A 19,460-nucleotide genomic window follows, 5' to 3' on the forward strand; every position below is an offset into this window, starting at 1 on the left:
CAATCAGGCGCGCAGATAGGTATCCAGCGTCTTGTGCATCCGGCGGATACGAATTTCCTGGTAGTTGCCCAGCGTCTCGCCGCGCTTGCCCCGGTTGTGGAAGGCCCGCTGCTGCATGCCGAGATTCTTCGTGTCCTGGTCGTAGACCTGCGCCAGTCCGGGATCGAGCCCCCGAACGGTGAGATACGAGTCGTCGACGCCCAGTTTCACCGGCTCGGGCGGTTCAGGAGCCGCTTCGCCTTCCGGGATCGGGCGCAGGACCAGGATGTCGAAAATGGCGCTCTCGGTATCCATCCCATTGGGCCGGAAGCGATAGATCAGCGGCAGCGTAATTCCGGAGTGCATATAGGTGTTCGGAAACAGGTGGTACTGGATGGAGTCCATCAGCTCGGACGGGCTCCACGCCGACAGGTCGATCTTGTAGGCCTCGCCGAGCGCCTGCCGCAAATGGTCGGCGACCACCGCGCGGGCGGTGCCGCCGAGCGGAATATCCATGTCGCCCTGCCCGCCTCGCATCCGCTTCAGGATCTCTTCCTGGCTGACCGGTTCCGTGAGGTGGGGACTGGGGATGCCGACCGTATGGATGAAGCGGCTCGTGCGCTCGCCGAATACGTCATACTGGGCGTTGGCGTCGCTGGCGGTGTAGAGCGCCTGGGAATGGGTTTCCAGCACGTGATAGGCCTCGGCGAACGCCTCCTGCGCGGCCTTCCAGTTCGCCGGAAGAATTTTCTGCACATGGACGGCGGTGTAGCGGCGATCCAGCGGCCAGTTGGCGAAATGGGCGGGCAGTACCTCGAGGTACTCCTCGAGCGGCATGGCGTCCGGGTCCATGTTGATGAAAACGAACCCGCCCCAGCGGGCCACCTTCACCTCGGGCAGGCTGAACGCCTCGTCGGTCACTTTCGGAAAATCCCAGCGGCAGGGAATTTCCCGCAAGGATCCGTCCAGATTCCAGGTCCAGCCATGAAAGGGGCATCTCAGCTGGGTCACGCTGCCCGTGCTGTCGGACGGGCGCAGCTGGGTGCCGCGGTGCAGGCAGGAATTATAATAGGCCTTGATCTCGTCCTCTGCCACGCGAATGACGAGAATGGAGTGGTTGCCCACGTCGTAGACGTGATAGTCGCCCACCTCCGGGACGTGTTCCTCGCGGCAGGCCCATTGCCAGACCTTCGGCCATAGCTTTTCCATTTCCCGCGCGAACAGCGCCCTGGACGTATAGCGTTCGTAGGGAATGTCCTCGTCGCCGAGGAATTCATAGCTCTCGGTGACCAACTCGGGCGGGACATTCCAGCCATCGCGCAGGATCAGGTCGCGGGTGCTGGGCCCGGGACAGCGGGCCTCGCCCGGTTCGAGGGTCTCGTGAGCCTGGACGTTCATGCGCATTCTCCCCAGCATGCGTGCATAATCTCAAGCATGACAGGACTTCGGACAAATGGCCAGACGCACCCCGCCAAGGCGGCGCCTTGCTCCGGGGACATCAGTTGGCGTTGATCGCGCCTGCCGGATCGCCGCCATCGACCGCCACATTGAATGGTGCGTCATGACGCTGTTCCAGCGGCCGCGGAGCGGACGGGCCACTCGCTGGCGTGAACGCCCGCTCGATCTGAACCGCCTGCAGCGGCATCGGCGAGGGCCGGTTATTGACGGCGAAGGAGATCATGGCCGGCAGAGCCACGTTCTCGAGCGTATGATCGTTGTCCAGGACCAGGGCGGCGCTCTCGGGCGCTTCGCCGGACGGGCCTGGGCCGTCGCCCCGGTCGCTGCTCGCGGCCAAGTATGGCGTTGCGCCGGCCACCAGGGCGGCTGGATCCGGAGACGCGGCGCCGGCCACCAGCCCGCCGTCCCGCGCCACATCCGCGACACCAGTTTCTAGCACGGCGACCGCGCTCGCTTCCACCCGCGCCAAAGCGCCGGCAGCGGTATATTTCTCCGCCGGACCGAGCCCATCGCGGCCAGAGGCAATGGCAAAGACGTCGGCCATGATCATGGCGAGGCCGAGGACGTGGTCGGCCTGCTCGCCGTCGACCGCCGTGAACAGTCCGGATGGGTCACCTGAGAACCCCGAAGCTGCTATGGCTTCCGCCCTCTCGTTCGATGCGGCCGCCTCAAGTGCCGGCGGCGCGGCGGGATCGGCAAGCGCACCGTGCGCACGTGCCGGGATCGCGCCGGCGCACAACGCCAGTGCCAGGACGCAAGCCGCCCCGTGAACCCGGACATGTCTCATAAGCCCCCCTCGCCTGGCGTCATCTGGCGATGACGGTTACCTCCAGAGCCAGCCTAGCGACGAAGGGGCAGGAATTCCAGCATGTTACTGTTCAAAGGCCTGCGGCGACGGACAAAAAAAGGGCCGGAACTTGCGTTCCGGCCCCATAGTCAGGCCTCGCGACCTGTTGGATGAGAAAACTAGTTGCCCGAGATAGAGCTGGTGGCGCTGTTGCCCACGGCGCTGGCGCCCACCACGTTGCCGCGCACCGTCAGCGAGCTGTTGCTGCTGGGACCGGAGATCAGGCCGCCGCCGAGGCCGATGCCCACGTTGACGCTGCTGATGTCGGCCGAGATGGTGGCGTCGCTGTTGGCCTGGAGGCTGGCGACCGACGCCGACGGATGCTGGAACGTTCCCGTATTCAGCACCAGGGCGCTGGTGGCGTCGTTGCCGCTGGCCGAAGCGAGAACCGTGTTGCCATTGACCTCGACGTTGCTGTCATTGACGCCGTTCGCGCCGCTCAGGTCGTCGGCGCCGATGTTGACCAGATCAATGCCGCCATTGATCACCGAGCCGTCGACGGACTGGGAGTTCAGCACCGAATAGTCGGATCCGGTGACCGAAATCTGCGACGCCGCCGCCAGATCGATGACGCTGCCCGCGCCGCTGCTTTCCTGCAGGGTGGCAGCCGCCGTCGTGGTCAGGGCGTTGAGCGCCGTATTGCCGCTGGCGTCGCCGGTCACGGTGTTGCCCGAGACGGTCAGAGAGCTGTTGTCCAGACCGCTGCCCGTGAGCGTGCCGATGATATCGACGTTGCTGGAGTCGGCCTCGATATCCATGTCCTCGTCGATGCCGATGCCCTGGATATTGGCCAGTTGCGCCGTCGCGTCGCTCGATGAGCCGGCCGTCAGGGCGATGCGGTTCGACGACAGGAAGCCGTCGGCCTCGGCGGCGACCATGTTGTTGTCGATCGAGAGGCTGTCGTTGACCATGTCCGAATTGATCGTCGCGCCGATCAGGACCGTATCCACTTCGGTGTCGATGTCGAGATCGCCGCCGTTACTGGCGCTGCCCAGCTGAATGTTGAGCAGGGTGTAATCCGCGTTCAGGGTGACGGGATCGTCCACCACGTCTCCAAGGGTCGCCGACGGCGTCGCGCCATTGCCCAGGATTTCGGCGCCGGCGGTGACCCGCAGCGTGTTGGTGGCGGTACCGGCGATCGCCTGGCCCATGACATCGTTTCCGTCAACGGTCACGGCGACACTGCCGGCGGCGCTGACGTCTTCAATTTCATTTTCCAGCGCGCCGATCTGAACATCGAGCACGTCCGTTTCGACCGTGTTGTCGTCGGAAACGAACTGCTGCGAAACCAGGATCGCGCTCGGGGTGTCGCCCACCTGTCCCACATTGGCCGAGGCCACGAGCGCCAGCGTGTTGGTCGCGCTGTTCTCGATCGCCTGGCCCAGGACAAGATTGTTGTCCACGCTCACCGAGCCCGATATGGCTTCGGTAACCGAGGCGTCGATGGTGACCGCTTCCACAAATGCGTAGGTCTCGGTGTCCGCGTCGGAATCGGTCTCAATGGCGCCCTGCACGTTCACGAGGCCGAAATCCGTGATGAGCTGCACATCCGGGCCATTGCCCGTTTCCACGATGGTCGTCGGGCCCACGCCGGAGCCGCTGACGATATTGGTGCCGTTCGCGCCGAGCGTGTTCGTCGCACGATTGGCCGAGGACAGCGCGGCGATCGCATTGGTGTCGACGGCGAGGCTGGAGGCAGTCATGGTGACCCCGTCCTCGGCGTCGATATAGACGTCGACGCCGGTCAGTTCCGCGTTGATCTGCGCATCGCTCTCCGTCCCGAGTTGAACGTTGGCCACGAAGCTCTGAGCGCCATTGGTCGTGAAATTCGTGGTCAGTGTATTAATGCCATCGTTGGCGCGCGCCTCGGAGACCAGCGCGTTGCCGCTGACCGACAACGCCGTGTCATCGATCGTATCGGCGTCGTAGATCTCGATAAACATGTCCGCATCGGTCACCGAGGAGCCGACCACATAGTCATTGATCTGCCGGGAACCAAGCGCGAAGCTGGTCTGATCGAGCGTGATGTCGCCACCAACGGTTCCGATGACCGATGCCGAAGGCGTGGAGCCGGTCGCGCCGTTGTCAAAGGTCGTGCCTGTCACGGTGAGCACGTTGCTGACATTGTTCGACCGAGCCAGCGCGCGGATGCTGTTTTCATCCACGCTCATGCTGACGCCATCGACGACATCCTCGAGGCCAAGTGCCTCGATCGCGTTACGCAGCTCGAGTACCTCGGCGGAAATGCTGGCATTTGCGTCGATGCCGCTCTGGTTGGAGGCCAGGCTGGCGATCGGCCCATTCAAGGCGCCGCCGCCCACCTCGGCGTTGCTGAGGTCAAAGGTGCCGACGTTCAGATTAATGCCGTTCGCCGCATCATTACCCGCGGCCAGGGCAAGCGTCGCGTTGCCTTCAACCTGGAAGTCGCTGTCGACGAGCGAGGTATCGATGCTCGCGTCGGCCTGGATGTAGATATCGGAGTCCTCCAGCAGGACATTGATGCCATTCATGGCGTCGATGAACTGATCATTCACCAACGTCACCTGGCCCCGCGCGGCCGTGTTATCGCCCAGCGCGACGCTCTCTTCGGTTCCGGACGTCGCGACCTCCGAGACGATCATCGTCTGAGCAGATAAGGTGATGGCGTTGCTGGCCATGTTGGCCCGGCCGCTCGCGGTGATGGTGTTGTCGTTGATCTGGGCGGAAACGTCCGACATGGCCTGCGTCCCGGCCTCAAGATGAATCTCGATGTCGTTGTCGTCCACGTCGACGTCGATGCCGGCGGACAGGTTATCATTGTCCTCGTCGGCGATGGTCTGCACGTTGGTCAGCGCCATCGACGCGTCGAGAGTCGTCGCGGCCACGCCAATCCGCGAGGTTGACTGATTGAGCGTCGCGCTGGTCAGGGAAGCATTATCGTTGGTCGTCGCCTGGATGTCGGTGATCACCGAGTCGGCCGTGTCGCCGCCAAGCTCGACATACACGAAATCGCCGGGCGTGTTGGACGCCGTGACAACCGCGTCTTCGAGATCCTCGACCGACTGATCATTTACCAGCATGAAATCAGCCGTGCTGTTGGTGATGCTGACGGTATCGGAGGTCCGGTTGACGGTCGTGAGCGGGCTCATCGACGGGACTGTGCTGCCGTCGACGGTCACGCCGGTCACGCTGATGGCGTTGGTGCTGGAATCCGCCAGATTGCCCCACACGCGCGCGGAAACACTGTTGTTATCGACGTTGATGGCGCTGTTGTTCAGCGTCTCGGGGTTGACCTCGACCTCGACCAGGCCATCGCCGTCGATATCCTCGACCGATGCCGTGAGCTGGGTGAGATTGAGCACCGACTGATCGTTGATCACGCCGATGGTGCCCGCGAAATTGGTGGCGTCCACGGAGATGCTGGCTTCGGTCGACAGATTGCCGATGGCCAGGGCGCCCAGATCGTTCGAAGAGACGCTCAGGCTGGAGTCGACAAGTTCCGAGCCCGCGAGTCCGCCCGTCTCGATCACATTGACATTAACGGTCGTCTGAAGAGATGCCTGTGCCGACGCGACACCGATCGTGTCCTGCCCATCGACCAGCTGCGCATTATAGACGCTGAAGTCGGCGGCGACCGAACTGTTGCCGGCGCTCCGGTCGCTGGCGATACCCGTTACCCCGCCAGGGCCCGTGATCGTGCCGCCCGTCAGGTCGAGCGCGCTGGACTGGCTGTTCGCCATGGCGTCCGCCGAGAAGCTGTTGCCGTCGACCGTGATGGCGCTCGAGATAACCTCGCCAGCGGCGGCGCCGAGCGTATCGATGTCGCCGGCGACATCCACCGTCAGGTAACCGAAGCCAAAAGCGACCTGCAGGGCGCTGTCCAGCTGTACCGTGTTGATGCCGACAAAGGCCTCGAACGTGGCCGAGTCGCCCACATCAATCGCGTTGATCGCGTTGTTGCCCGTGGCGCTGGTCGCGATACCGTTGCCGTTCGCCGCGATGGTGGAGCCATAGACGTCTTCGGTGAGGACGTTGAGCATGCTCTGCCCATCATCGTCGTCGCCCGTCGCCGCGCCGGCCACCACCGTGCTCGTTTGCAGGTTCTGCACGAACAGATCCGCGTTGATGATGCTGACGCCACCGCCGGCGCCATTGACCTGACCACCGGTGGCCGCCGTGCCGGCGATGCTGATGTCATCGGCCAGCCGCACGGTGTTGCGCGACGTGTTGGCCGTCGTCGCGGCAAGAATATCGTTGCCCTCGAAAGCGACGGAGCTGCCATCCAGATCGGCGATGGTCGTCAGATTGGCGGAGTCGCCCACCTCGATGACCACGGTTTCGATGGCGGGATCGGCTGTCGCCGGGTCGTCGCCGACGATGGCGCCGAAGCCGGCCGCGCCCGAGGCGGTCTGGAAATTGGCGGCGCCGGCCGAACCGTTGAAGGTGACGATGGCGCTCTGGATGTCGACCAGATTGGTCGACTGGTTGCCGGTGAAGATGGCGCTGGCCAAATTGTCGGACACCGAAAGCGGAATGCCCTCTATCGCGGCTTCCGTATCGACGATGGCGAGCGCGCCGATGCGCGACGACGTGACGAGCGCACTCGCCGTATCCAGGTCAATGGTGAGCTGCATCGTCGCCGCGAGCACCGTCGCGCCGCTTTCCATCCCGGCGGCCGTCGCCGTCGACGCGCCGAGCTCGGTGCTGCTGAGCGCCGGATTGAGAGCGCCGATGACCTGCGTGGTCGCCAGATTGGCGGTCGAGTCGGCGCGGATCGTGTTCTCATCGACGACGATGCTGCTGCCCGCCCCGAGGTCTTCGACGAATGCCCGGGTTGACGAAGCCGAAACGGTGGACTCAACGGTGCCAGTGGTCGTGACCAGATTGCCCTGCAAGGTCGCCGCCGTCGCCGCGCTCGTCAGGCCCGCGCCCGTCGCGGTGATCAGGTCGACCGACGCAATGCTCGTGTTGCCGATCGCCTCGGCATAGGTTTCGTTCAGATCGACGGTCACGCTGTCGGTGCCGCCGCCAAAATCCTGCGGGCCGGCGATTACCGGGATGCCTTTAAGGACACCGTCGGTCGTCGCCTGCAACAACACGTTCACGTCGAACTGGGATACGGCGACCACGCTGGCGCTGGCCGGTGCGGCGTTCAGCTCCGGCAGCGGCAAAGCCGTGAGATCGAACAGGACGTTGTCGGCCTTGGCGCCGGATACCGCGGCGGCGGTCGTCAATGCAACGGCGCTCACCGTCGCAAGAATGCGATTGAACTTCATGGTAGCCCCCTTCTATGCCCAATGGACGGATGGCGCCCTCACGCCACCAGCCCCACTCGGATAACTCCTCGTCTAAAAGAAGCGTACCGTATTAAACTCCCGTGTGCCACTCCGCGAACGTAACGATCGTTAAAAATTCACAGTCCGGTGCCAGATCGTTCACTCGGATCACGCGTGAGGCGCGTGGCGAGAGCGATCGCTTCTACGTAATCGGGGGCTCGATACAGGTTGCTCCCGGTCACGCCCATCCGCTCCAGCACGTCGCGGGGCTGGGGCTGCAGGCCGGATAGGATCAGAGCGGCGCCGTTGCGTCGACACTGCTCCGCGAACGCCTTGAGCCGTCCCGCGCCGGTGGAGTCGACCATCGGCACATCCCTCATGCGCAGGATGATCGCCCGCGGCGTCGTGCCGATCCGTTCGATGACGTCCGAAAAGCGCCCGGCCACTCCGAAGAACAGCGGACCCCGCAGCTGGAAAACCTCCACGCCGGCCGGCAGATCGGCACGCTGGTCGGGCGTAATGGCACCGGGCGCGAAATCATCCTCGTCCTGCTCGATGACCGCGGCGCCGGCGGGACCGATCGCCGCTACCTCGCTCATCCGGTGCATGAACAGGATGGAGGCCAGCACCACGCCCACTTCGATGGCGACGGTCAGATCCACGGCAATGGTCAATGCGAACGTCACCAGCAGCACGATCCTGTCGCCCCAGGGCGCTGACATGAGCGCCCGGAAACGATGCACCTCGCTCATGTTCCAGGCGACGATCACCAGCACGGCGGCAAGGCTGGCCAGGGGCACGAACGACGCCAGAGGCGCGAGAACGAGCATGAACAGCAGCAGAAACACCGCATGAAGCATGCCCGCCACGGGCGTGCGCGCGCCGCTGCGCACGTTGGTGGCGGTACGGGCCAACGCGCCCGTGGCCGGCAAGCCGCCAAACGCGGCAGAGGCGCAATTGGCGACGCCCTGCGCCACCAGTTCGCAATTGGAGCGATGCCGGTAGCCGGTCATGCCATCGGCGACAACGGCGGAAAGCAGACTCTCCACGCCCGCCAGAAACGCGATGGTGAAGGCGCTGGGCAGCAACGCACCCATCTCCTGCCATGTGACCGACGGCAGCGACGGCACGGGCAGATGATCGGGAATGCCACCGAACCGTGAGCCGATCGTGTCGACCGGCAGCGCCAGCAAAGACACCGCGAACGCCGATAGCGCGACGGCGATCAGGAAGCCGGGTAGTTTGGGCCGCCAGCGCCTGAGACCGAGAATGACGACCAGCGCACCCGCGGCAATGGCGGTACTGGCGATATCGATGGTGTCCCGCGCGTTCCAGAACGCCTGCCACTTGGCAAAGAAGTCTGCCGGGACACTGTCCATGGACAAGCCGAGCAGATCCCTGATCTGGCTGGAAAAGATGATGACGGCGATACCCGCCGTGAAACCGGTGATCACCGGTTCGGGGATGTACTTGATCCAGGTGCCGAAGCGCGCGAGTCCGGCCACGATCAGCATGGCGCCCGCCATCAGGGTGGCGACCACCAGTCCATCATAGCCGTGCTCGGCGATGACATTGAAGACGACCACCACGAATGCCCCGGTCGGCCCACCGATCTGGACCCGACTGCCGCCCAGCGCGGAGATCAGGAACCCGGCGACGACCGCCGTGATCAGCCCCTTGTCAGGCGTGGTGCCGGAAGCAATGGCCAGCGCCATGGCGAGGGGCAGGGCGACGATGGCCACGGTGAGGCCGGCGACGGCGTCATGACGCAGATCGTCCCAGCCATAGCCGCGCCGCAGCAGGCTGTAGAGCTTGGGTATGTAAAGGTGCCATGTCCGCTGTGACCTGTCCTCGTCGGTGCGGTTCATGACGGTGCGCCCTCTAACGGCCTTCGGGAAACTTCAGGCGAACACCCCTGCCCGTCGAACGGCTTTCGGCATGTTCGCCGATCAGTTCGACACCGGCGGCATCCAGCGCGGCGACGACTTTGGTCAACGTGTCGACCACGCCCCTGACGTGTTCGGTCTTGCTGGCTTCCATCCGCTGGATGGTCGGCAGGGAAACGCCCGACAGTTCCGCGAGACGCCGCTGATCGATCCCCAGCAACGCCCGGGCAGCACGCATCTGCGACGACGTGATCAAACAGAACCCTCCACGGCTGGAACAGCATTAGTCATGTCTGTTGCCTTCTTATACATGTTTAATACATCATCTTTGATATGCAGAAACCGACAACCCGCAATGCAGCTCTCAAGCGCAAACGAACGATGCGGGCCTGAACGCCCGGAATCGCTTTCCTCCGGGCGGACAAGTCCGCCCCGGCGACTATTCGGTGTGTTGGCGGATTGGCGTCCTAACGGTGAATCCGTCCATCGCCTCCGTCACCTCGATCTGGCAGGCGAGCCGGCTTCCTGCCTGCCGGTCCACGGCATATTCGAGGAGCATGTCCTCGCTTTCATCGATGGGCTTGAGCAATGCCGCCCCGGCACCGTCGATATAGACATGACAGGTCCCGCAGGCGCAGGAGCCGCCGCAATCACCGAGAATGCCGGGAACGCCGTTGCGTGAGGCGGCCTCCATCAGCGACCAGCCGACCGGGACCTCCGTCTCGTGCACGGTTCCATCATGTTCCACATAGCGGATGGTGGGCATCGGTTTTCCCCGGACTGTTTCGTCCCGCAGACCATACTGTCTCCGTGCCGGGAAATCATGCGCGGCGCGCGGGCTCAGTCGGGGATCAGGCCAGACAGCTGCAACACATGGCCGGCCAGATACAGCGAGCCGCAGATCATCGCCTCGTCACACGCGCCGGCGGCAAGCGCATCGGCCACGTCCGCATGGGCGCTCGCCGGAATCCCCAGCCCCGACGCGATGCGGGCAAGGTCCGCGGGATCGTGGCAAAGCTCATCCGGAACCGGCACGGCCGCGACGGATGCCGCCACCGGCGCCAGAACGCGCAGATAGTCTTGGGCGTCTTTTCCTTCCAGCATACCAACGACCAGGTGCAGCTTGCGGCCGAAGAAGGCCGCCGCCAGAACGGCAGCGGCATGAGGATTGTGGCCGCCATCGAGCCAAAGCCTTCCACCTGGCGGCATCAGCTCGAACAACGGTCCGCGATCAATTGGCTGCAACCGGGCTGGCCAGCGGACACGGCGCAATCCGTCCACGATCCGCTCCGGTGATGGCGCGATGCCCAGACGCCGCAACACGCCCAAGGCCAGACCCGCGTTGCCGATCTGGTGCGGGCCGCTCAGCGCGGGGATCGGCAAGTTCAGAGCGCCGCTGGCATCGCCGAAGCGCCAGCCACCATTTTCCGGCTGCGCAGTCCAGTCACGCCCGGCGACGCACAGAGTCGCCGAGGCACGCCGTGCGGCCGCCTCGATGACCGACAGAGCCTCGGGTTCCTGAGCGGCTGAGAAAACGGGCACGCCCGGCTTTATGATTCCCGCTTTCTCGCCGGCAATGGCGGCAATGGTATCGCCAAGGAAGCTCTGATGATCGAGCCCGATGGGCGTGATGATGCTGGCAAGGGGGCGCTCCAGCACATTGCTCGAATCGAAACGACCGCCGAGACCCACTTCGACGATGCAATAGTCGGCCTCGTCCTCGGCGAAGGCGAGGAAGCCGGCGGCCGTGGTGATCTCGAAGAAGGTGATGGGCTGGCCGTCATTCGCCGCTTCGCACCGCTCCAGGACCTCGACCAGCCGGGCTTCGGAAATAAGGCCATCCGAAAGCCTGATCCGCTCATGAAAGCGAACCAGATGGGGCGAGGTATAAGTCTGGACTCTCTTCCCGTCCGCTTCCAGCAGTGCCTGCAGATACGCGACGGTCGATCCCTTGCCATTGGTGCCGGCCACATGCAGCACCGGCGGCATCCGGCGCTCGGGGTTGCCCAGTGCCGTGAGCAGACGCTCCGTGCGTCCGAGCGACAGATCGATGAGTTTCGGATGGAGCCTGTGCAGCCTTGCGAGAAGCTGGTCGCTGCTCAAGTCGCGGCGGCTCCCCGGCGAGCTTTTGCCGGCGGCGCGAGGGCGAGCGGCCGGTCGTCGCGGGCGCCGTCCATCAGCAGCCGCAAGACGGCCGCAAGCTTGTCCGCCAGCTCATGCCGGTGGACGATCATGTCGATCATGCCGTGCTCGAGCAGGTACTCGGCGCGCTGGAAGCCCTTGGGCAACTGCTCGCGCACCGTGCTCTCGATCACGCGCGGTCCGGCGAAGCCGATCAGCGCGCCCGGCTCTGAAATCTGGATATCGCCGAGCATGGCGTAGGAAGCGGTGACGCCGCCCGTGGTCGGGTCGGTCAGCACGACGATATAAGGCAGCCTCGCCTCGCGCAGCATCTGGATCGCCACGGTGGTGCGCGGCATCTGCATCAGCGACAGGATGCCTTCCTGCATGCGGGCGCCGCCCGACGAGGTCACAATGATGAAAGCCGCCTTCTCGCGCACCGCATGGAGCGCGCCGGCGACGAACGCATCACCGGCGCCCACGCCGAGCGAGCCGCCCATGAAGGAAAAGCTCTGGACGGCGATCACCGACGGGATGCCACCGATCTTGCCTTCGGCCGCGATCACCGCGTCCTGCTGGCCGGTCTCGGTCCGCGTCGCCTTGATGCGGTCGATATACTTCTTCTTGTCGCGGAACTTCAGCGGATCGTCGGTCTGCTTCGGCACCGTGATCTGGCTGTAGGCACCGCCATCGAAAAGAGCGCCCAGCCGCTCGAGCGGCGGCATCTTGTGATGGTGGCCGCAATGCGGGCAGACATACTGCGCCGCGACCATTTCCTTGTGATAGATCATCTGGCCGCAATTGACGCAGGTGTCCCATTTCGCCTCTTCCGAGGTGGGACGCTCGCGGCGGAAGATGGTGCTGAGCTTGGGGCGGACCTTCTTGAGCCAGTTCACCGGGCGCCTCCAGCAGCCGCTGCCGGTTTGGGCTGACGCACGCCCGAGGCGAGCGAGGCCACAAAGCCGAGCACGTCCTCGACCCCGCCGGCACGGAGCTGGCCGCCGGCGTCGAGATTCTGCGCGACACGATCGACGATGGCCGACCCGACCACGGCGCCATCCGCGACGGCGGCGATGTCCGCGACCGCTTCCGGCGTCCGGATGCCGAAGCCGACGACGACCGGCAGGTCGCTCTTGGCCGCGAAGCGCTGGCGCGCCGCGCCGACCGATGTCTGCGCGCCCTGGGCCGCGCCGGTGATGCCGGTGACCGAGACGTAGTAGAGAAAGCCGCTGCAGTTGGCGATCACCCGTTCCAGCCGCTTGTCGTCGGTGGTCGGCGTCAGCAGGCGAATGAACCGGATGCCGGCCCGGACCGAAGGCTCGCAGAGCTCGGCGTCCTCTTCGGCCGGCAGATCGACGACGATCAGGCCATCCACGCCGGCCGCGACCGCATCGGCGAGGAAGGCATCGACGCCATACTTGTAGATGGGATTGTAGTAGCCCATCAGGACGATAGGCGTGTCGTTGTCCGTCCTGCGAAACCGCTCCACCATGCCCAGCGTCTTGCGCAGGGTCTGTCCGGCGGCAAGCGCCCGCAGGCCCGCGGCCTGGATCGCCGGACCGTCCGCCATGGGATCGGTGAAGGGCATGCCCAGTTCAATGATGTCCACGCCCACTCCCGGCAATCCGGCCAGGATCGCCTCGGACTGGTCGAGAGTAGGATCGCCCGCGGTGATGAAGGATACGAAGGCCGCGCGCCCTTCGGCGCGAAGGGCGGCAAATCGGCGTTCGATCCGGCCGGAGGTCGTCGTCAAATTTTCACCCCAAGTGCATCGGCGACTGTGAAGATATCCTTGTCGCCGCGTCCGCTCAGATTGACAACGATAATGTGATCCTTGGGCAGGTCCGGCGCGATCTTGGCGAGGTGGGCGAGCGCATGCGAGCACTCCAGCGCCGGAATGATGCCTTCGAGCTGGCAGCAGGTCTGGAACGCGTCGAGCGCTTCCTTGTCGGTGATGCCCACATACTGGACGCGGCCGATATCGTGCAGCCAGCCATGTTCCGGACCAATGCCCGGATAGTCGAGACCGGCGGAGATGGAGTGCGCCTCGGTGATCTGGCCGTCATCGTCCTGCAGCAGGAAGGTGCGGTTACCGTGCAGCACGCCGACGGTGCCGGCGCTGATCGAGGCCGCGTGCTGGCCTGTCTCGATACCGTGGCCCGCCGCCTCGACGCCGATCATGGCCACGTTCTCGTCGTCGAGGAACGGGTGGAACAGGCCGATGGCGTTGGAGCCGCCGCCCACCGCCGCGATCAGCGTATCGGGAAGCCGGCCTTCGGCTTCCAGAATCTGCTCGCGCGCCTCGAGGCCGATAACCGCCTGGAAATCGCGCACCATGGCCGGATAGGGGTGCGGGCCAGCCGCCGTGCCGATGAGGTAGTAGGTCGTGTCCACATTGGTGACCCAGTCACGGAGCGCCTCGTTCATGGCGTCCTTGAGGGTTCGCGCACCGGACTGAACCGGCACCACCTGCGCACCCAGCAGGTTCATGCGGAAGACGTTGGGCTTCTGGCGCTCGATGTCGGTGGCGCCCATGAAGATCACGCATTCCAGTCCGAAGCGCGCCGCCACCGTCGCCGTCGCCACGCCATGCTGGCCCGCGCCGGTCTCGGCGATGATGCGCTTCTTGCCCATGCGCTGGGCGACCAGGATCTGGCCGATGCAGTTGTTGATCTTGTGCGCGCCGGTGTGGTTCAACTCCTCGCGCTTGAAGTAGATCTTGGCGCCGCCGAAATGCTCGGTCAGCCGCTCGGCGTAATAGAGCGGACTGGGACGGCCGACGAAATTCTTCATCAGGTCGTCCATCTGCGCCCGGAACGCCGGGTCGGCCTTGGCGTCGGCATAGGCCTTTTCCAGATCGAGGATGAGCGGCATCAGCGTTTCGGCGACATAGCGGCCGCCGAAGATACCGAAATGGCCTTCGGAGTCCGGCAGGCTCCGGTAGGAATTGGGCCGGTCAGGCTTGTTCATGGCTTGGCATTCCGTGCGGCAGTTACAAACGCTTCGATCTTTTCCGGGCTCTTGAGACCCGGCCGGTCCTCGACGCCGGATGAGACGTCAACGAAGGTGGCCCCGCTTTGCTCCATCGCGTCGGCCACATTGTCCGGCGTCAGGCCGCCGGACAGGATCCATCCCCGCTTCCAGCGCTCGCCTGAAATCAGTCCCCAGTCGAAGGCGAGGCCATTTCCACCAGGCAACGAGAGGGGCATAGATTTAGGGGGTTTCGCATCGAACAGCAAGAAATCCGCCGAATCTTCATAGGTATGGGCCAGCGACACATCGTCCTGTGTCTCGATACGGATCGCCTTGAACACTGGTTTTCCCGTGCGCTCACGAATTTGACGCACGCGTTCGGGGGTTTCTTCGCCGTGGAGCTGGACGACATCGAGCGGCACCGCTCGAAGCACCTGGGCTAGTAATTCGTCCGACGGGTCGACGAAGAGGCCGACCTTGCGGACGGAGGAAGGAACAACAAGCGCCAATGCGCCCGCCTGCTCCGGCGTCACGGCGCGCGGCGATGGCGGATAGAAGACGAAGCCGACGTAATTCGCGCCCGCCCGCACGGCCGCCGCGAGACTCTCGGCGGTGTTGACGCCGCATATTTTGATGTCGATGGCCATGATGAGGTCCGGCACAGGAGCGGGCACTATAGGGATTGCGCCACCGGCCGCAACCCCACGGTCCATATGAGCCGCGGCCGCCGGGTGTCAACCCGCCGTGGCGGGAGCCAGCGTTTCGGCGATGGATCGGGCGGCATCCACCGGATCGGCGGCTTCCGTGATCGGCCGGCCGATCACCAGATAGGTTGCCCCGGCGTCAACGGCATCGCGCGGCGTCATCACGCGCTTCTGGTCGCCCAGCGCCGCGCCGGCGGGACGAATGCCGGGCACGGTCAGGATCAGGTCGCGACCACAGGCGGCCCGGATCGGCGCGATCTCGCGCGGCGAGCACACCACGCCGTCGACCCCGGCATCCTGCGCCAGCCGGGCGAGCCGGACGACCTGGGCTTCGGCGCTGTCGTCGATCCCGATGTCGGCGAGATCGCCCTGATCCATGCTGGTCAGCACGGTGACCGCCAGGATTTTCGGGCGTGCGACGCCTGCCCTGGCCGCGGCCTCGGCCGCCGCGTCGACGGCCGCCTTCATCATGGTCCGGCCGCCGCCCGCGTGAATGGTCAGCAGCAGCGGCGCCAGCGGCGTCACCGAAGCCACCGCCTGGGCGACCGTGTTGGGAATATCGTGGAACTTCAGGTCTAGAAAGATGGGCATGCCGCCGGCCGCAACCCTGCGGATACCGTCAGGTCCCTGCGCCCCGAAGAACTCCAGTCCCAGCTTCAATCCGCCGACCGTCCCCTTGAGCCGCTCGGACCAGTCCAGCGCCACCTGCAACGATGGCGTGTCCAGGGCGCAGAAAATCTTGTCGGCATCAGACATCAGAACCTCGGCAATCCGGAATGTTCCGCGACGACACCGGCATCGATCCTGTTGACGTCGACGGCATCCAGCTTGTGACGATCAGCGGCGAGACGGCGTTCGCGGCGACGTTTTCTCACACCGCCCAGCCACACGGCAAGCCCGCCGCTGACCGCGCCGAGGAAAAACGCACCGAACGCGACCGCGAACAGCGGCAATTCCATGGACCACGGGAACGGCCAGAAATCCACGGGCACGGCACCTCGGTTCGCAACGGCGAACACGACGACGATGGCCAGCAGGGGCAAAGTGAACAGAAGACGCAGGCGACTCATGCCGTCAGCCTAGTGCGTCAGGCGCTGTGAAGAAACGATAAGCGACGGCGAACGACTATTTGTCGTTCAGCCGCTCGCGCAGTTCCTTGCCTGTCTTGAAGAACGGCACCGCTTTGGCCGAGACATCGACCGCGTCGCCGGTTCTGGGGTTGCGGCCAAGCCGTGAGGGGCGATACTTCACCGAGAACGCGCCGAAACCGCGTAACTCGACCCGATCACCCCGCGCCAGGGCGCTGGTGATTTCGTCGAAGACCGTCGAGACGATCCGTTCGACGGCACGCTGGTAGAGATGCGGATTGTCTTCGGCAAGCCGCTGGATAAGTTCTGACTTGATCACCTGAGTTACACCCCCGCCGTCAAGAGACGACCGACCCCCAGCCTGTCCCGCTCAACCTCTTGTCTCGGAAGCATTAAGGGTGCCAGAGCGTCAGAACGCCGTCAAGGGAAAGCCGGTCGACCAGGCGGGTATCGCCGAAGACCATCGCCATCGCCTTGGCCATGAACGGGAACTCCTCCTGCTTGTCGGCATCGACCACGGGCAGCTTCTTCGTCACCTTCTTTTCCGTCTCCAGCCACTTGATGGCTTCGTCCTCGCCGCCCAGCTCGTCGATCAGCCCGTTCCCGATGGCCTGCCGTCCGGAATAGACGCGCCCATCGGCCACGGCGGCGAGCTGTTCCGGGGTGTAGTTGCGGCGCTCCTGGACCAGCGCCTTGAACCAGTCGAAGGCATCGTCGAGCATGAACTCGATGCTCTTGCGCATCTCGTCGGACATCGGCTCGAAGGGCGACGGACCGCCCTTGAGCGGCGACGTCTTCACCTCGTTGACGCTGACGCCGATATTGTCCATCAGCTTCGAGAACTCCGGCACCTGGAAGATCACGCCGATCGAGCCGGTCAGCGCGTTGTCCCGGGCGTAGATGCGGTCCGCGCCCAGCGCCGCGATATAGCCGCCCGACGCGCCCATGGCGTCGATGACCGCGACAACCGGCTTCTCTTCGGCGATCTTGCGCAGGCCCTTGTAGATGACTTCCGAGCCGACCACGGTGCCGCCCGGACTGTTGATCCGGACGATCACGGCCTTGACGGAATCATTCTTGGCGATCTCGCCAAGCAACTCCTCCCGCTCCTTCTCGTCCATGATGACGCCGTCGATATTGACGCGGGCGATATGGGGCAGGACGCCCTTGCCCTTGCCGCCAAAGACCGCGAGGGCAAGACCGACGACCAGGACCAGGGCCGCGACGCGCCAGAAGGCCAGTCGGCGCTTCAGCTTGCGCCGGGCCAGCAGTTCATCCACATCGATCGCCATTCAGCACTCCACGAGCAAGAGGGCTCATCATAAAGAAAGCCCCCCGGCCTGAGAACAGGCCAGAGGGCTTCCATGTCAGAATCCCTCGATGACGAGAGATTTAGTCGTTGGCTTCCCGGCGAGCCTTGTCCATGGCCGCGCCCAGGATGTCGCCCAGGCTGGCGCCGGCATCGGCCGAACCATACTGAGCCACGGCCTGCTTCTCTTCCTCGATCTCCAGCGCCTTGATCGACAGCGCGATACGACGCGCCGACTTGTCGACGTTGGTCACGAGCGCATCGACCTTGTCGCCGACGGCAAAGCGTTCCGGGCGCTGATCGCCACGGTCGCGCGCAAGATCGCCACGGCGGATGTAGCCGGGGAAATCAGAGTCGCCGAACTTCACTTCGAGGCCGTTCTCGGTCACCGCCGTGATGATGCAGGTGACGATCGAGCCCTTCTTGGTGCTGGACGAAACGCCAGCGAAGGGGTCGCCGCCGAGCTGCTTCACGCCCAGACCGATCCGTTCCTTTTCCATGTCGATGTCGAGAACGATCGCCTTGACGGTATCGCCCTTCTTGTAGTCCTTGATCGCCTCATCGCCCGAACGGTTCCAGTCCAGGTCCGACAGATGGATCATGCCGTCCAGATCGTTGTCGAGACCGATGAACAGACCGAATTCGGTGATGTTCTTGACCTGGCCTTCGACGGTCGAGCCGACCGGATGCGCATCCGAGAAGGATTCCCACGGATTGTCCTGAACCTGCTTGAGGCCCAGGCTGATGCGGCGCTTGGACGGATCGACGTCGAGGACCATGACCTCGACTTCCTGGCTCTGCGACACGATCTTGCCGGGGTGAACGTTCTTCTTGGTCCACGACATTTCGGACACGTGCACCAGACCTTCGACACCGGGCTCCAGCTCGACGAAGGCGCCGTACTCGGTGATGTTGGTGACACGGCCGGTGAAGGTCGCGCGAACCGGATACTTGGCGTCGATGCCATCCCACGGATCGGCCTCGAGCTGCTTCATGCCCAGGCTGATGCGCTGGCTTTCCGGATTGACCTTGATCACCTGTACCTTGACGGTCTGGCCGATGTTCAGGACTTCCGACGGGTGGTTGATGCGGCGCCACGACATGTCGGTGACGTGCAGCAGGCCATCGATGCCGCCCAGGTCGACGAACGCGCCGTAATCGGTGATGTTCTTCACGACGCCGTCGAGCACCTGACCTTCGTGCAGATTGGACAGCAGTTCGGTGCGCTGTTCGGCGCGGGTCTCTTCCAGAACGGCGCGGCGCGAGACGACGATGTTGCCGCGGCGGCGATCCATCTTCAAGATCTGGAAGGGCTGGGTGATGCCCATCAGCGGGGTGACGTCGCGCACGGGGCGGATGTCGACCTGGCTGCCCGGCAGGAAGGCCACGGCGCCGTCGAGATCGACGGTGAAACCGCCCTTGACGCGGCCGAAGATGACGCCTTCGACGCGCGAGCTGTCGCCCGCCGCATCTTCAAGACGATCCCAGGCTTCTTCACGGCGGGCGCGTTCGCGGCTGATGACCGCCTCGCCCATCGCGTTTTCCATACGCTCGAGGAACACCTCGACCGTGTCGCCCACGTTGAGCGCCGGACGGCCGCCCTGCGGACCAAATTCTCCAAGCGGGATACGGCCTTCGGCCTTCAGGCCCACATCGACGACGACCACGTCGTTCTCGATGCCGACCACGGTGCCCTTGACCACCGAACCTTCGATGGCTTCACCGCCGCCAAAGCTTTCGTCCAGAAGGGCCGCGAATTCGTCACGGGCCGAGTTGCCCGCGGATTGAGTGGTAGATGACATATAAGCTCCTGCTTCTCTGTATCGTTACCGGCCAGCCG

At 64.5% G+C, this 19,460-nt stretch carries 16 protein-coding genes; 1 reads left to right on the forward strand and 15 read right to left on the reverse strand.

Going from position 1 to position 19,460, the window contains the following annotated elements; translation table 11 throughout:
* Positions 1–3: 3 nt before the first annotated feature.
* The 12 genes from WJU17_RS07145 to pyrF form a co-directional block, all read right to left on the reverse strand.
* On the reverse strand, positions 4–1,377 hold the full coding sequence (locus WJU17_RS07145) for an aromatic ring-hydroxylating dioxygenase subunit alpha (protein ID WP_346326641.1): 1,374 nt from the start codon (positions 1,375–1,377) through the stop codon (positions 4–6).
* Positions 1,378–1,477: 100 nt separating this feature from the next.
* The gene (locus WJU17_RS07150; protein ID WP_346326642.1) at positions 1,478–2,224 is read right to left on the reverse strand and encodes a hypothetical protein; all 747 of its coding nucleotides are present in this window, start codon (positions 2,222–2,224) and stop codon (positions 1,478–1,480) included.
* A 179-nt stretch (positions 2,225–2,403) separates the two neighbouring features.
* The gene (locus WJU17_RS07155) at positions 2,404–7,539 is read right to left on the reverse strand and encodes a hypothetical protein (RefSeq protein ID WP_346326643.1); all 5,136 of its coding nucleotides are present in this window, start codon (positions 7,537–7,539) and stop codon (positions 2,404–2,406) included.
* A 137-nt stretch (positions 7,540–7,676) separates the two neighbouring features.
* Complete coding sequence (gene sulP, locus WJU17_RS07160; RefSeq protein ID WP_346326644.1) at positions 7,677–9,407, reverse strand: sulfate permease; 1,731 nt, start codon at positions 9,405–9,407, stop codon at positions 7,677–7,679.
* A 13-nt stretch (positions 9,408–9,420) separates the two neighbouring features.
* Positions 9,421–9,681 carry a helix-turn-helix transcriptional regulator gene (locus tag WJU17_RS07165; protein WP_346326645.1) on the reverse strand — a complete coding sequence of 87 codons (261 nt, stop codon included), beginning with the start codon at positions 9,679–9,681 and terminating at the stop codon, positions 9,421–9,423.
* Between the two features lie 183 nt (positions 9,682–9,864).
* Complete coding sequence (locus tag WJU17_RS07170; RefSeq protein WP_346326646.1) at positions 9,865–10,191, reverse strand: 2Fe-2S iron-sulfur cluster-binding protein; 327 nt, start codon at positions 10,189–10,191, stop codon at positions 9,865–9,867.
* A 74-nt stretch (positions 10,192–10,265) separates the two neighbouring features.
* Complete coding sequence (locus WJU17_RS07175; protein WP_346326647.1) at positions 10,266–11,528, reverse strand: folylpolyglutamate synthase/dihydrofolate synthase family protein; 1,263 nt, start codon at positions 11,526–11,528, stop codon at positions 10,266–10,268.
* Positions 11,525–12,442, reverse strand: coding sequence for an acetyl-CoA carboxylase, carboxyltransferase subunit beta (accD, locus tag WJU17_RS07180; RefSeq protein WP_346326648.1), 918 nt, complete (start codon positions 12,440–12,442; stop codon positions 11,525–11,527). The genes WJU17_RS07175 and accD overlap by 4 nt, the downstream gene beginning before the upstream one ends.
* Positions 12,439–13,299 carry a tryptophan synthase subunit alpha gene (gene trpA, locus WJU17_RS07185; RefSeq protein ID WP_346326649.1) on the reverse strand — a complete coding sequence of 287 codons (861 nt, stop codon included), beginning with the start codon at positions 13,297–13,299 and terminating at the stop codon, positions 12,439–12,441. Before trpA ends, accD begins: the two co-directional genes overlap by 4 nt.
* Positions 13,296–14,516, reverse strand: coding sequence for a tryptophan synthase subunit beta (gene trpB / locus WJU17_RS07190; RefSeq protein ID WP_346326650.1), 1,221 nt, complete (start codon positions 14,514–14,516; stop codon positions 13,296–13,298). Before trpB ends, trpA begins: the two co-directional genes overlap by 4 nt.
* Positions 14,513–15,166: a phosphoribosylanthranilate isomerase gene (locus WJU17_RS07195; RefSeq protein WP_346326651.1), complete on the reverse strand. Its 654-nt coding sequence runs from the start codon at positions 15,164–15,166 to the stop codon at positions 14,513–14,515. Before WJU17_RS07195 ends, trpB begins: the two co-directional genes overlap by 4 nt.
* A gap of 87 nt (positions 15,167–15,253) precedes the next feature.
* Positions 15,254–15,979 (reverse strand): orotidine-5'-phosphate decarboxylase, encoded by a 726-nt coding sequence (gene pyrF, locus WJU17_RS07200; protein ID WP_346326652.1) that lies wholly within the window; start codon positions 15,977–15,979, stop codon positions 15,254–15,256.
* A gap of 20 nt (positions 15,980–15,999) precedes the next feature.
* On the opposite strand from pyrF, the gene WJU17_RS07205 reads away from it, so the two are divergent.
* Complete coding sequence (locus WJU17_RS07205) at positions 16,000–16,323, forward strand: hypothetical protein (protein ID WP_346326653.1); 324 nt, start codon at positions 16,000–16,002, stop codon at positions 16,321–16,323.
* A 25-nt stretch (positions 16,324–16,348) separates the two neighbouring features.
* On the opposite strand, the gene WJU17_RS07210 is transcribed toward WJU17_RS07205, so the two are convergent.
* From WJU17_RS07210 to rpsA, 3 genes are all read right to left on the reverse strand, one after another.
* Positions 16,349–16,630 (reverse strand): integration host factor subunit beta, encoded by a 282-nt coding sequence (locus WJU17_RS07210; RefSeq protein ID WP_346326654.1) that lies wholly within the window; start codon positions 16,628–16,630, stop codon positions 16,349–16,351.
* Positions 16,631–16,703: 73 nt separating this feature from the next.
* Complete coding sequence (sppA, locus tag WJU17_RS07215) at positions 16,704–17,603, reverse strand: signal peptide peptidase SppA (protein ID WP_346326655.1); 900 nt, start codon at positions 17,601–17,603, stop codon at positions 16,704–16,706.
* Between the two features lie 100 nt (positions 17,604–17,703).
* Positions 17,704–19,422 carry a 30S ribosomal protein S1 gene (rpsA, locus tag WJU17_RS07220; RefSeq protein WP_346326656.1) on the reverse strand — a complete coding sequence of 573 codons (1,719 nt, stop codon included), beginning with the start codon at positions 19,420–19,422 and terminating at the stop codon, positions 17,704–17,706.
* Positions 19,423–19,460 lie beyond the last annotated feature (38 nt).

Origin of the sequence: Iodidimonas sp. SYSU 1G8 (assembly GCF_039655775.1) — a bacterium.
Taxonomy (GTDB): Bacteria; Pseudomonadota; Alphaproteobacteria; order SMXS01; family SMXS01; genus RI-34.

Coding starts and splice junctions, on each gene's coding strand:
- WJU17_RS07170 (WP_346326646.1), bottom strand. CDS start 10,191: ATGCCCACCATCCGCTATGTGGAACATGATGGAACCGTGCACGAGACG.
- rpsA (WP_346326656.1), bottom strand. CDS start 19,422: ATGTCATCTACCACTCAATCCGCGGGCAACTCGGCCCGTGACGAATTC.
- WJU17_RS07155 (WP_346326643.1), bottom strand. CDS start 7,539: ATGAAGTTCAATCGCATTCTTGCGACGGTGAGCGCCGTTGCATTGACG.
- WJU17_RS07205 (WP_346326653.1), top strand. CDS start 16,000: ATGTTCCGCGACGACACCGGCATCGATCCTGTTGACGTCGACGGCATC.
- WJU17_RS07150 (WP_346326642.1), bottom strand. CDS start 2,224: ATGAGACATGTCCGGGTTCACGGGGCGGCTTGCGTCCTGGCACTGGCG.
- pyrF (WP_346326652.1), bottom strand. CDS start 15,979: ATGTCTGATGCCGACAAGATTTTCTGCGCCCTGGACACGCCATCGTTG.
- trpB (WP_346326650.1), bottom strand. CDS start 14,516: ATGAACAAGCCTGACCGGCCCAATTCCTACCGGAGCCTGCCGGACTCC.
- WJU17_RS07145 (WP_346326641.1), bottom strand. CDS start 1,377: ATGAACGTCCAGGCTCACGAGACCCTCGAACCGGGCGAGGCCCGCTGT.
- WJU17_RS07195 (WP_346326651.1), bottom strand. CDS start 15,166: ATGGCCATCGACATCAAAATATGCGGCGTCAACACCGCCGAGAGTCTC.
- sppA (WP_346326655.1), bottom strand. CDS start 17,603: ATGGCGATCGATGTGGATGAACTGCTGGCCCGGCGCAAGCTGAAGCGC.
- sulP (WP_346326644.1), bottom strand. CDS start 9,407: ATGAACCGCACCGACGAGGACAGGTCACAGCGGACATGGCACCTTTAC.